Genomic DNA, 13050 nt, shown 5'->3' with positions numbered 1-13050 from the left:
GCCGCTGCTCTCGTGCCTAAGAACCTATGGGGATTGCTGGGGCATGCGCAAACTATTTTTTCGACGAGTTGGTGTCAGTCCTGATCTGTGTCCCCTGCGGGGTACTGGCCTGCGCAGATGGCCAGGACATCGGCTCCGTAGCGGGTGAGCTTGCGCATCCCGACGCCCGGGATGCGCGCCAGCTCGTGCTCGTCGTCGGGCGCGGTCTCGGCGATCGCTACCAGTGTCCTGTCGGTGAAGACGCAGAAGGCGGGCTGACCACTGCTTCGTGCCTGTTCGGCGCGCCATTCGCGGAGCTGCTCGTAGAGGCCCTCGTTCATGTCGGAGGGGCAGTCGTCGCAGCGCATCAGCTTCATCTCGCCCGCGTCGGTCAGTGTGCGGCCGCAGACGCGGCAGCGGGCGGGGGTTCGCTGCGCTCTTCTCGGGGCGGAGCCCCTGGTTCCGGGGATTCCGCGCTCGATGCCGCCCGCTCCGCCGCCGGCTGCACGGCCCTTGGTGGCCGTGGAGCCGGGGCGCAGCCCGTCGAGGAAACGGCTGGGGCGGCGGTTGGGGCGGCCGCCGGGTGAGCGGGAGAGGGACCAGGAGACATGGAGGTGCTCCCGCGCGCGGGTGACGCCGACGTACAGCAGACGGCGCTCCTCCTCGATCTGTTCGTCGGTCTTCGCGTAGGTGATCGGCATCATGCCCTCGGCGACGCCGACCAGGAAGACGACGTCCCACTCCAGGCCCTTGGCCGAGTGCAGGGAGGCGAGGGTGACGCCCTGCACGGTCGGGGCGTGCTGGGCGTTCGCCCGTTCGTCGAGCTCGGCGACGAGGTCCGCCAGGGTGGCTCCGGGTTTGGCGGCGGTGAAGTCCTGGGCGAGGTTCACCAGGGCGGCCAGGGACTCCCAGCGCTCTCTCACGGCCCCGGAGCCGGCCGGTGGCTGCGGTGTCCAGCCTTCGCCCGACAGCACGGCGCGCACTTGCGAGGGCAGGTCGACGACGTCGTCCAGGAGGGAGTCGTTGCCGCCGAAGCGGGCCGCGCCGCGCAGGGCGACGCCCGCCTTACGCACCTCGGGGCGGTCGAAGAACCGCTCCGCGCCGCGCAGCTGGTAGGGCACCCCGGCGTCGGCGAGGGCCTGTTCGTAGGTCTCGGACTGCGCGTTCGTCCGGAACAGGATGGCGATCTCGGCGGCCGGGACCCCCGCGTCGACGAGCTCACGGATGCGGCGGGCCGCGCCCTCCGCCTCGGCGGGCTCGTCGGTGTACTCCGTGTAGGCAGGCTCGGGCCCCGGCGCACGTTGCGAGACGAGCTCCAGCCGGTGGTCGGCCGCCCGGCCCTTGGCCTGGGACAGCAGGCCGTTGGCGAGGTGGACGACCTGCGGCGTGGAGCGGTAGTCGCGGACCAGCTTCACGACGGTGGCGCCGGGGTGGCGGGTACGGAAATCGAGCAGATGGTCCGGGGTCGCCCCCGTGAACGAGTAAATCGTCTGGCTGGCGTCTCCGACCACACACAGGCTGTCCCGCTCACCGAGCCACAGTTCCAGCAGGCGCTGCTGGAGGGGGCTGACGTCCTGGTACTCGTCGACCACGAAGTGCTGGTACTGGGAGCGGACCTGTTCGGCGATGTCGTGCCGGTCCTGGAGGACGGCCACGGTCAGCAGCAGCACGTCCTCGAAGTCGATGACGGAGCGCTCGCGCTTGACGTCCTCGTAGGCGGCGTAGAGCTGGGCGATCTCCGCGGGATCGCGGGGGGCCTCCCGGCCGGACTTGGCGACGGTGGGCGCGTAGTCCGCGGGGACGGTCTGGGTGACCTTGGACCATTCGATCTCGGCGGTGACGTCCCGCAGCTCGCCCCGGTCGAGCCGGATGCGGCAAGCCGCGGCCGCGTCGGCGACGAGCTGGATCTTGCGGTCGACGAGCCGGGGCATGGAGCCGCCGATCGCTTTCGGCCAGAAGTACTGGAGCTGACGCAGGGCCGCCGAGTGGAAGGTGCGCGCCTGGACGCCTGCGGCACCGAGCTGGCGCAGCCGGCCGCGCATCTCTCCGGCGGCGCGGTTGGTGAAGGTGACGGCGAGCACGCTGGAGGGGTGGAGGACGCCTGCGCGCACCCCGTAGGCGATGCGGTGGGTGATCGCCCGGGTCTTGCCCGTGCCCGCGCCCGCCAGGACGCACACCGGACCGTGCAGGGCGGTGGCCACCTCGCGCTGCTCGGGGTCGAGCCCGTCGAGCACCGCGTCGGCCGAGTCCGGTACCTGCGGGAACAGGGTGGAGTGCGTTGCTGCTGTCACACAGCCATGCTGCCAGGTCGCGGGAGACGGCCGTGCCGGTTGTCCACAGGCGGGCCCCGATAGTCGTACTAATGCGGCAGGTGTCACGTCCGGAACGGTCCGGGCCCCGGGAATGGCGGCCCCCTCACGTACGTTCCACCTCTGCGACCACCCGCCCCGAGCCACCGAAGGAGCACAAGAGACATGCTGGGCACTGTGACGATGTACAGCACCACGTGGTGCGGCTACTGCCGCCGGCTGAAGAGCCAGATGGACCGCGAGGGCATCGCGTACACCGAGATCAACATCGAGCAGGACCCGGAATCCGCCGCGTTCGTGGAGAAGGCGAATGGCGGAAACCAGACGGTGCCCACCGTTCTGTTCCCGGACGGCTCCACCCTCACCAACCCGTCGCTGGCTCAGGTGAAGCAGAAGGTCGGCGCGTAGGCGCAGCCCGGTTGTGCGGGGAAGGCGGTTCCTGAGGCGGCTCGGGAACCGCCTTCTCCGTCTCTGCGGCCGGGGCGTGCACGCGGCTCACACGGGCGTCAGGCCACGCTCCTCATCGGCAGCGGCTTGCCGTACCAGAGCTCGATCAGGCGGGCCGCGATCGAGATGCCGTACGGCGGGAGCACCTCGCCGGACTCGAAGGCGGCGCGCAGGTCGTCGCGGGAGAACCAGCGGGCCTCGTGGATCTCGTCACCGTCGACCTCGATCTCGGTCGAGGTGGCGCGGGCCATGAAGCCCAGCATGAGGCTGGACGGGAAGGGCCAGGGCTGGCTGGCGACGTACTCGACCGGGCCGACGGTGATGCCGGCCTCCTCGTGGACCTCGCGGCGCACCGACTGCTCGATGGACTCGCCGGGCTCGACGAAGCCGGCGAGCGTCGAGAAGCGGCCCTCGGGCCAGTGGACCTGGCGGCCGAGCAGGATGCGGTCGTCCTCGTCGGTCACGGCCATGATCACGGCGGGGTCCGTGCGTGGGTAGTGCTCGGCGCCGCAGGCCTGGCAGCGGCGGATGTGGCCGGCCGCGGCGATGACGGTGCGCTCGCCGCAGCGCGAGCAGAATCGGTGCGTGCGCTGCCAGTTCTCCAGACCCACCGCGTGCACCATCAGGCCCACGTCACGGGCTGACAGGAGCAGGCCCGCCTCGCGCAGGCCCGCCGGGCGCGCGGACTGATCCATGCGCCCGGGCAGGGAGTCCTTCTGGAGGGCGAAGTAGCTGACGCCGTCCTCGTCGATGCCGAGGAAGTACCGGTGTGCCTCGGTGAGGGGGGCCTCGAAGGAGGGGGTCATGACGAGTTCGGTGTGCCCGTCCGCCGTCTCGTCGATGAGTACCTGGCCGCCGGAGACCACGAAACAGCGCGTCGAGGGGTGGCTCCACGCCGCCGCGAGCCAGGCCTCGTCGAGCCGGTGGTGCGCGGCCCTGTCGATGCCGCCCGGGGCGGTGAGCGAGATGGGTCGGTCGGCGTTCTGGTCGGTCCAGGTGGTCACTGGTGCTTCCAACTCCCCGGTGGAACGGTCGGGTTCGGCGGGCTGATCAGCGGGACGTGCGGTGGGGGGCGGCCGGGTCCGGCGGGGCTCGGGCGGTGCGGGGCGGCTCCTCCAGTGTGCCCCTCGCACGCGGCCGGTCCGGGCGGCCCGGGACGCTCAGGGCGCATCGCGCCAGTTCTCGGCGAGGTCGCCCCACAGGTACGCGGTGGTCTCGACGCCCTTGAGGAGCAGGTCGAGTTCGACTTTCTCGTTCGGGGCGTGCCAGCCGTCGGAGGGGACGGAGATGCCGAGGAACAGCACCGGAGCACCGAGGACGTCCTGGAGGTCCGCCGCCGGTCCGGAGCCTCCCTCGCGGGTGAAGCGGACGGGCTTCTCGAAGGCCCGGCCCATCGCGCGGGCGACCGACTGGAGGGCCGGGTGGTCCAGCGGGGTCAGGCACGGGCGCGTGGCCCCGCTGAACGTGATCTCGCAGCGGATACCTGCGGGCACCTGCTGTTCGGCCCAGGCGCGGACGGCCTTCTCCACGCGGTCGGGTTCCTGGCCCGCGACCAGCCGGAAGGACAGCTTCACCAGGGCGGAGGACGGGACGATCGTCTTGCTGCCGGGGCCCTGGTAGCCGCTGCCGATGCCGTTGACCTCCGCCGTGGGGCGGGCCCAGACGCGCTCCAGGGTGGTGTACCCGGCCTCCCCCTGGGTGGCGTGCGACTTGGCCGAGCGCAGCCACTGCGACTCGTCGAAGGGCAGTTCGGCGAGGAGTTCGCGCTCGCGGTCGGTGAGCTCGACCACGCCGTCGTAGAAGCCCGGGACCGCCACGCGCGCGTGCTCGTCGTGCAGGGCGGCGACCAGGCGGGCGGCGGCGGTCGCCGGGTTGGGCACCGCGCCGCCGAAGGAGCCTGAGTGGATGTCCTGGTCGGGGCCGTGCAGCCGTATCTCGCACTCGGCGAGGCCGCGCATGCCGGTGCAGACCGTGGGGGTGTCCTCGGACCACATGCCGGTGTCGGAGACGATCACGGCGTCGGCGGCGAGCCGCCCGGCGTGCTCCTCTACGAGGGCCCGGAAGTGGGGCGAGCCGGACTCCTCCTCGCCCTCGATCAGCAGCTTCAGATGCACGGCCGGGGTGGTGCGGCCGGTGGCGGCGAGGTGGGCGCGGACACCGAGGGTGTGGAAGAACACCTGGCCCTTGTCGTCGGCCGCCCCGCGCGCGTAGAGACGGTTCTCGCGGACGACGGGCTCGAAGGGGTCGCTGTCCCAGCCGTCCTCCCGGGCGGCGGGCTGCACGTCGTGGTGGCCGTAGACCAGCACCGTGGGTGCCTGCGGGTCGTCGGAGGGCCACTCGGCGAAGACGGCGGGGCGCCGGGGGTCTGCCAGACCTCGGCCGACGGGAACCCGGTCTCCTTCAGCTCGGCGGCGAGCCAGTCGGCGCTGCGTCGTACGTCGGGCGCGTGGTCCGGCTGGGCGGACACCGACGGGATGCGCAGCCACTCGGCGAGGTCGCCGAGGAAGGCGTCGCGATGCTGCTGGATGTACGTACGGACGACGCTGTCCGGGGTCTGGCTCATGGTCACGAGCCTATCGGCCCCCATTGGCGTCCTCGGAGTGCGGTTCCTCACCGGGGGGCTCCTCGCTCAGCAGCCGCTCCAGCGCCGCGCGGTCCGGCAGGTCGTCGGGACGGACGACCTCGCCGGTGCGTACGTACAGGAACGCGGCCGTGACGGATTCCGGGGGTACGCCCTGCTGCTCGGCCCAGGCGAGGCGGTAGACGGCGAGCTGGAGGGGGTCCGCGGTGCGTGAACGGTTGGTCTTCCAGTCGACGATCTCGTACGTCGCGCCCTCACCGTCGCCCTCCTTGTAGACGGCGTCGATGCGGCCCCGTACGACGCGGCCGGCGAGCGTGAGCTGGAAGGGGGTCTCCACCCGGTAGGGCGTGCGGTGCGCGTACTCGGTCTGCTGGAAGGCGTCCTTGAGGGCCTCCAGGTCCCGCTCGTCGGCGATCTCCGCTTCGCCACCGGGCAGCTCCTCCGGCTCCAGCAGGGGCAGCGTCAGCTCTTCGAAGCGGGCTTCGACCCAGGCGTGGAAGCGGGTGCCGCGACGGGCGGCGGGCTGGGGCGGGCGGGGCATGGGGCGGGCCAGCTCCTGGGCGAGGCCGTCCGGGTCGGCGGCCAGGAGCAGCAGCTGGGTGGCTGTGAGGGAGGTGGGCAGGGGGACCTCAGTGACGCTGTCGCGGGCGCGCAGGAGCTCGCCGGTGAGGGCGTCGAGGTCGCGGTCCCAGGAGGCGATGGTGCGGGCTTCCTCCGGGGTGAGGTGTGGGTGTGGGTGTGGGTGTGGGTGTGGGTGTGGGTCCTGAGGTTCCGGTGGCCCTGCCTGGTGGGGGACCGTGGGGCCGCCCGCCGGCCGGGGGGCTCCGTCCGCTGTCGCCCCTTCTGCTTCTGCTTCTGCTTCTGGTTCTGCTTCTGCTTCTGCGAAGGGGTCTTCGGCGAAGTCGAAGGGGTCCGGCCCGTCGTACGGGGGCTCGTCGTACGGAGGCTCGTCGTCCTCGGGGGGCGGGGGCCACTCCGGGTCGTCGAACGCGTCCGGGTCGTGCACGGCCGCGGGGTGCCCGTCCTCGTGGGACGCGAGGTCCTCCAGGTGGGCCAGGACCGTATCGGCGGCGGCGCGGCGGCGGGCCAGGGCCGCCTCGTCCAGGGGCAGGGGCCACACCTGGTCGGCGGTGGCCTCGTGCAGGGCCGGGTTCTCCTCGTCCTCGGCGGGCTCGTCCGCCCAGGCCTCGATCTCGCCGTACCCGGCCACGCAGTGCTCGTAGAGGTCCTTGAGGAACGCGGAGGGTCCGCGGCGCTTCTTCTGAGTGGGTCCCCACCAGTGGCCGGAGCCCAGGAGGAGGGAGCGGGGGCGGGTGAAGGTGACGTAGCCGAGGCGGAGTTCCTCGGTGTGCTGGTGGTCCTTCATGGCCTCGTGGAAGGCCTTGAGGCCCTTGGCGTCCCAGGAGGTGATGCCGGGAAGGGTGTCGGCGTCGCCCCGCAGTTCGTGGGGCAGGACCTTGCCCTGGGAGGTCCACTTCTCGCGGCCCTGGCTGCTGGGGAAGGTGCCGGTGACCAGGCCGGGGACGACCACGACGTCCCATTCCAGGCCCTTGGACTTGTGGGCGGTGAGCACCTTGACGGTGTTCTCGCCGCCGGGGAGGGCGTTGTCGAGGCCTTTCTCGTACTGGGCGGCGGTGCGCAGGAAGCCCAGGAAGGCGAGCAGGGTCGCCTCGTTGTCACCGGCTGCGAAGGAGGCGGCGACGTCCAGGAAGTTGGAGAGTGTCTCGCGGCGGCGCGCCGCCAGGGCGTGCGGGGACGCCGACAGCTCCACCTCCAGGCCGGTGACGGCGAGGACGCGGTGCAGGACGTCCATCAGCGGGTCGGACAGGGAGCGGCGCAGGTCGCGCAGTTCGGTGGCCAGGCGGGCGAAGCGCACGCGCGCGTCGGGCGAGAAGGGCAGCCGGTCGTCCTCGTCGCCGTCCAGCGGCGTCTCCAGGAAGGTGTCGAGGGCGTCCGCGAGGGAGATCACCTCGGCCGGGTCGACCCCTTCGACGGCCTCGGCGAGGCGGCGATCCGGGTCGTCGTCGCCCTCCACGCGCGCGTGGGTCACGAGGAGCCGGGCCCGCCGCCCCAGCAGGGCGAGGTCGCGCGGGCCGATGCGCCAGCGCGGGCCGGTCAGCAGGCGGACCAGGGAGGCGTTGGCGCCGGGGTCCTGGAGGACCTCGCACACGGCGACGAGGTCGGCGATCTCGGGCAGGTGCAGCAGCCCGGACAGGCCGACGACCTCGACCGGGATGTCCCGGGCCACCAGTGCGCCCTGGATCTCGGAGAAATCGGTCGCCGTGCGGCACAGGACCGCGATCTCGCCGGGTGCCGTCCCGGTCCGCACGAGATGGGCGACGGAGTCGGCGGCCCAGTCGATCTCCTCGGCGTGCGTGCGCAACAGGGCGCACCGCACGATGCCGTCGCGTTCGGCCCCGGGGGCGGGGCGGAGTGCCTCCACGCCCGCGTGCAGGGCACGCAGGGGCTCCGCGAGGCCGTTGGCGAGGTCGAGGAGGCGGCCGCCGCTGCGGCGGTTCTCGCTGAGCGCCTGGCGGGTCGCGGGGCGGCCGTCGGAGCGGGCGAAGTGCTCGGGGAAGTCGTCGAGGTTGGCGACGGAGGCGCCTCGCCAGCCGTAGATCGCCTGGCAGGGGTCGCCGACGGCGGTGACCGGGTGGCCGGTGCCCTCACCGAACAGGCCGGCCAGGAGGACACGTTGGGCGACCGACGTGTCCTGGTACTCGTCGAGCAGGACCACCCGGAACTCGTCGCGCAGGAGGCGGCCCACCTCGGGGATCCCGGCGAGCCGGGCCGACAGGGCGATCTGGTCGCCGAAGTCGAGCAGGTCCCGCTCGCGCTTGGCGGCCCGGTAGCGGTTCACCAGCTCGGCCAGTGCACGGCGCGCGGCAGCGGCTTCGGGGACCTTGCGCAGATCGGCGTTGCCGAGCTTGACGCCGCGCAGGGTCAGCAGCAGTTCGGCGTCGTACGCGCGCAGCGCCTCCGGGCGTACGAGGTGCTCGGCGAGTTCGGCGTCGAGGGCGAGGAGGTCACCGACCAGGTCCGGGAAGGAACGGGTCAGCGCCGGATAGGAGCCCGGGGCCTCGCGCAGGACGCGCGCGGCGAGCTGGAAGCGGGTGGCGTCGGCGAGCAGCCGGGAGGTCGGCTCAAGACCGATACGCAAGCCGTGGTCGGTCAGCAAACGCCCCGCGAAGGAGTGGTACGTGGAGATCACCGGCTCGCCCGGCGGGTTGTCCGGGTCGATGGCGTCGGGGTCGGTGACACCGGCCTTGACCAGTGCCTTGCGGACGCGCTCGGCGAGTTCGGCGGCGGCCTTGTTGGTGAAGGTGAGGCCGAGCACCTGCTCGGGGGCGACCTGGCCGGTGCCGACCAGCCACACCACGCGGGCGGCCATCACGGTCGTCTTGCCCGAGCCGGCACCGGCCACGATCACCTGCGGGGCGGGCGGCGCGGTGATGCAGGCCGTCTGCTCCGGGGTGAACGCGATGCCGAGGAGCTCTTTGAGCTGTTCGGGATCGGTGATACGCGCGGGCACAACGAAAGAGGCTAGTGGTGACCACTGACAGCGGCGGTCGGATCGGTCTCCGGGGAGGGCCCGGGGAGGCCCCGGGGAGGAGGAAGCCCAGGTCAGCACATGCGGTGCGATAGCTCACTCGACGACATGGCGGCCCTCTTGGCGCGCGCTGCACGAGGCCCGGAACGCGCAGTGCGTGCAGTGCTGCCCCGCGGTCGGAGTGAACCGCTCGTCGAGGACCTTCCCGGCGGCGGTGGCCAGCAGATCGCCGAGCCACTCCCCCTCCAGCGGTTCCTGGGCCTGCACCTTGGGCAGGGTCTCGCCGCCGTCGCGGCGGGCCGCGCCCTGCCGGAGATGGACGAGTTCGGCACCGCCCGGCTCGGGACGCACTCCGTCGAAGGCGTCGTCGACGGCGCCCTCGCGGACGGCCAGCTGGTAGACGGCGAGCTGCGGGTGGCGCTCCACCTCCTTGCCGGTGGGCGCCTGCTTGCCGGTCTTGAAGTCGACCACGTAGGCGCGGCCGTCACCGTCCGCCTCGACGCGGTCCATCTGGCCCCGGATGCGCACCTCGTAGTCGCCCGCTTCGAGGGTGACGTCGAAGTCGTGCTCGCTGGCGACCGGGGTACGCCCGGTGCGGTCCATGACGTGCCACCGCAGGAACCGTTCGAGCGCCACGCGCGCGTTGTCCTTCTCCTGGTCCGACTTCCAGGGCGCGTCGAAGGCGAGGGCGTTCCACACGGAGTCGAGGCGCTCCATGAGGACGGAGAGGTCGGCCGGGGTGTGCCCGGAGGCGACCTCGTCGGCGAGGACGTGCACGACGTTGCCGAAGCCCTGTGCGGCGGTCGCGGGCGCGTCGGCCTTCACCTCGCGGCCCAGGAACCACTGCAGGGCGCAGGTGTTGGCCAGCTGGTCGAGGGCGCTGCCGGAGAGCACGACGGGCTGGTCGCGATTGCGCAGCGGCACCTTGGACTCGGTCGGTTCGAACATGCCCCACCAGCGGTAGGGGTGTGCGGACGGCACCAGGGGGCGGCCGTCCTCGTCGGCGAGGGCTGCGAGCCGGGCCAGCCGGCGTGCGGCGGCTTCTCGGAGGGCATCGGAGACGCGCGGGTCGACAGTGGTGGCGCGCAGTTCGGCGACGAGTGCCGCCACGGACAGCGGGCGGCGCGGGCGTCCGGTGACGTCCTTGGGTTCGACGCCGAGTTCGGTGAGGAAGCGGGAGGGCTGGTCGCCGTCGTCCGCCGGGGCCTTGACCGCGGTGACGACCAGTCGTTCACGCGCGCGTGTGGCGGCCACATAGAACAGGCGGCGTTCCTCGGCGAGCAGCGCGCCGGGGGTGAGGGGTTCGGCGAGTCCGTCGCGCCCGATGCGGTCGGCCTCCAGGAGGGAGCCGCGGCGGCGCAGGTCGGGCCAGAGCCCCTCCTGGACGCCCGCGACGACCACGAGGCGCCACTGCAGGCCCTTGGAACGGTGCGCGGTCATCAGGCGGACGGCTTCGGGGCGTACGGCACGCCGCGTGAGGCTGTCGGCGGCGATGTCCTCGGCCTCGATCTCCTCCAGGAAGTTCAGCGTGCCCCGGCCGCCGGTGCGCTCCTCGGCTCGGGCAGCCGTCGCGAACAGCGCGCAGACCGCGTCCAGGTCGCGGTCCGCGTTGCGCCCGGCCGCGCCGCCCCGGCGGGCGGCCCGCTCCAGCCGCGCGGGCCACGGTGTGCCGTTCCACAGGTCCCACAGCGCCTCCTCGGCCGTACCGCCGCCCGCCAGGCGCTCGCGGGCCTTGCGGAGCAGCGCACCGAGGCGCTGGGCACCACGCGCGTACGCGGGGTCGTGCACGGCCAGCCGCTCCGGCTCGGCGAGCGCCCGCGCCAGAAGCACGTCGGAGGGCGGCGGCAGCGGGTTGCCCGCGGCCCGCTCCTCGTCCCGCAGGGCCCGGCCGAGGCGGCGCAGGTCGGCGGCGTCCATGCTCGCGAGCGGGGAGGTGAGCAGGGTGAGAGCGGTTTCGGTGTCCAGCCAGGAGGTGTCCGGCTCGGCGGACGGGCCGTCCTTGGAAGAGGCCTCCCCCTCGGGAGCCCCCGAGGCCTCCGCCACGGCGACCGCCCTGAGCGCCGTCAGCAGCGGCGCCACCGCCGGTTCGTGGCGCAGGGGTACGTCGTCGCCGTCGACGTCCACCGGGACGCCGGCCGCTGTGAGGGCACGGCGGACCATGGGGACGGTGCGGGAGCCGGCGCGCACCAGTACGGCCATCTCGCTCCACGGGACGCCGTCCTCCAGGTGGGCCCTGCGGAGGATGTCGGCGATGTTGTCCAGCTCCGTCCCGGAGGTGGGGTACGTGTACGCCTCGACCCGGCCGCCGTCCCTCGCGGGTGCGAGTTCGCGGTGGGCGCGCACCTTCTCGGCGGGCAGGCGGGTCAGCGGCATGCGCTGGGTCAGCAGCCGGGTGGCGGCCAGCAGACCGGCGCCGGAGCGGCGGGACGTGCGCAGCACCGCGACGGGGGCCGGTCGGCCGTCCGCGCGGGGGAACGCGTGCGGGAAGTCCAGGATGCCGTTCACGTCCGCCCCGCGGAACGTGTAGATCGACTGGTCGGGGTCACCGAAGGCGACAAGGGTCCGCCCACCGCCGGCCAGGGCGTGCAGAAGTCGTACCTGAGAGGGATCCGTGTCCTGGTACTCGTCGACGTAGACGGCGTCGTACCGGGCGGCGAGCCACGCGGCGACCTCGGGCCTGCGGGCGAGGAGCACCGCCCGATGGACGAGCTCCGCGTAGTCGATCACGCCCTGGAGGTCGAGCACGTCGAGGTACTCGGCGAGGAAGGCGGCCGCCGCGCGCCAGTCGGGGCGTCCCGTACCGCGGGCGAAGGCGTCCAGGGCGTCGGGACCGAGGCCCAGTTCACGGCTGCGGGCGAGGACGGCGCGGACCTCGTCGGCGAAACCGCGCGTGGTCAGGCAGGCGCGCAGCTCGTCCGGCCAGCGCACGTGCGCGAGGCCGCGCCGCTCCAGGTCCACCTGGCCCGCGAGCAACTCCCGCACGGAGACGTCCTGCTCGGGGCCGGACAGCAGCCGCATCGGCTCCACGAACAGGTCGCTGTCCTGGTGGGCACGGACCAGGGCGTAGCAGAACGAGTGGAAGGTGGTCGCCCGGGGAGCGCGGGCCGCCCCGGCCCTGGTGGCCATGCGGTCGCGCAGTTCGACGGCCGCCTTGCGGCTGAACGTGAGGACGAGGACGCGCTCGGGGTCCCCGCCCCGGGCGATGCGCTCGGTCACGGACTCGACGAGCGTGGTGGTCTTGCCGGTGCCCGGACCTGCGAGGACGAGCAGCGGGCCGGCCGCGTGGTCAACCACGGAGCGCTGCGCGGCGTCCAGAAGAGGGGGGTCCACCCGGGCAGGGGGGGTACGCACCAGTCGGTAAGCGCCACGGCTCCCCCGCCGCACCCGGGGGTGCGACAGGCCGCTGGTGGAGGAAGAGGAGCTCACGTGGTTCGCCGGTCCTGGTGGAAGTACTGGTGGGCGGGCCACCGCGCGTGGCGGGCGGTGACCGCGGGGTGACGGGGACACGCGCAGCCGACGCTACGCCGACAGGTGAGGCGGAAGCAGCGCTTCCTCTTCTTCCCGCCGGCCACTTGCGGCGCTCGCGCCACTCATGCCCCTCGCCTCACGAACGTACGTCATGGCACCGACGTGCCCCGATTCCCCCGTCCGGATCACGGGCCACACGGGAGGCCGCCCGATGGCGGAAGCTGTCAGGTGTGACCCTCCGCGCGTTCGCCGCCGTCCCACCGCGCCCGTCGCATGTCGATCCGCGGCAGGTGGCCCTCGGCGGCCCGGCTCGCCTCCTTCAGGGGCGTGCCCTCCGCGCGGTAGTGACCGAGCGCCCGCTGCTCGTGCCCCGGGAGCAGGACACCGTCCGCGCGAACGACCCGCCACCACGGCACGGCTCCCCCGTAGAGAGCCATCACACGGCCGACCTGCCGCGGGCCGCCCTCCTCGAGCCACTCGGCGACGTCCCCGTATGTCATGACACGGCCCGGCGGGATCAGTTCGGCGACGTCGAGAACCCGCTCGGCATACGCGGGCAGGGCTTCCCCGGGTTCCGCACGGGCGCCGTCGTCCCCCGTGCGGGTGTCCTGCGCGCCGTCGTCCTGCGGAAGGCTCTCCTCGCTCATCCGCCCCATCCTGCCCCACCCCACCGACAACGGGACCCGCGTACCCACGAGCGTTTCCCTCGCCCGGCG

Annotated in this window: 6 protein-coding genes and 1 pseudogene; 1 reads left to right on the top strand and 6 read right to left on the bottom strand. The window is 73.1% G+C overall.

The window, feature by feature from the left end; all coding sequences use genetic code 11:
- Positions 1–74: 74 nt before the first annotated feature.
- Positions 75–2270, bottom strand: a complete 2196-nt coding sequence (locus tag ACQEV8_RS29290) for an ATP-dependent DNA helicase UvrD2 (protein ID WP_432966166.1) — start codon at positions 2268–2270, stop codon at positions 75–77.
- 183 nt (positions 2271–2453) lie between these two features.
- On the opposite strand from ACQEV8_RS29290, the gene ACQEV8_RS29285 reads away from it, so the two are divergent.
- Positions 2454–2696 carry a mycoredoxin gene (locus ACQEV8_RS29285; RefSeq protein WP_031132359.1) on the top strand — a complete coding sequence of 81 codons (243 nt, stop codon included), beginning with the start codon at positions 2454–2456 and terminating at the stop codon, positions 2694–2696.
- A 98-nt stretch (positions 2697–2794) separates the two neighbouring features.
- Here the strand turns inward: ACQEV8_RS29285 and nudC are convergent, their stop codons facing one another.
- The 5 genes and pseudogenes from nudC to ACQEV8_RS29260 all read right to left on the bottom strand — a co-directional run bounded on the left by nudC (position 2795) and on the right by ACQEV8_RS29260 (position 12981).
- Positions 2795–3739 carry an NAD(+) diphosphatase gene (nudC, locus tag ACQEV8_RS29280; RefSeq protein WP_432966162.1) on the bottom strand — a complete coding sequence of 315 codons (945 nt, stop codon included), beginning with the start codon at positions 3737–3739 and terminating at the stop codon, positions 2795–2797.
- 156 nt (positions 3740–3895) lie between these two features.
- Positions 3896–5298, bottom strand: a pseudogene (locus tag ACQEV8_RS29275) (dipeptidase).
- 10 nt (positions 5299–5308) lie between these two features.
- Positions 5309–8848 carry a UvrD-helicase domain-containing protein gene (locus tag ACQEV8_RS29270; protein WP_432966159.1) on the bottom strand — a complete coding sequence of 1180 codons (3540 nt, stop codon included), beginning with the start codon at positions 8846–8848 and terminating at the stop codon, positions 5309–5311.
- A 114-nt stretch (positions 8849–8962) separates the two neighbouring features.
- Entirely contained in the window at positions 8963–12292 is a 3330-nt protein-coding gene (locus tag ACQEV8_RS29265; protein WP_432966156.1) for an ATP-dependent helicase, read from the bottom strand.
- Positions 12293–12558: 266 nt separating this feature from the next.
- On the bottom strand, positions 12559–12981 hold the full coding sequence (locus ACQEV8_RS29260) for an MGMT family protein (RefSeq protein ID WP_432966153.1): 423 nt from the start codon (positions 12979–12981) through the stop codon (positions 12559–12561).
- Positions 12982–13050: the final 69 nt, after the last annotated feature.

Source organism: Streptomyces sp. CA-179760, from assembly GCF_050937045.1.
Lineage (GTDB): Bacteria > Actinomycetota > Actinomycetes > Streptomycetales > Streptomycetaceae > Streptomyces.
The sequence above is the reverse complement of the archived record's forward strand: the minus strand, read 5'-3'. Positions and strand labels throughout refer to the sequence as shown.

Coding starts and splice junctions, on each gene's coding strand:
- ACQEV8_RS29260 (WP_432966153.1), bottom strand. CDS start 12,981: ATGAGCGAGGAGAGCCTTCCGCAGGACGACGGCGCGCAGGACACCCGC.
- ACQEV8_RS29285 (WP_031132359.1), top strand. CDS start 2,454: ATGCTGGGCACTGTGACGATGTACAGCACCACGTGGTGCGGCTACTGC.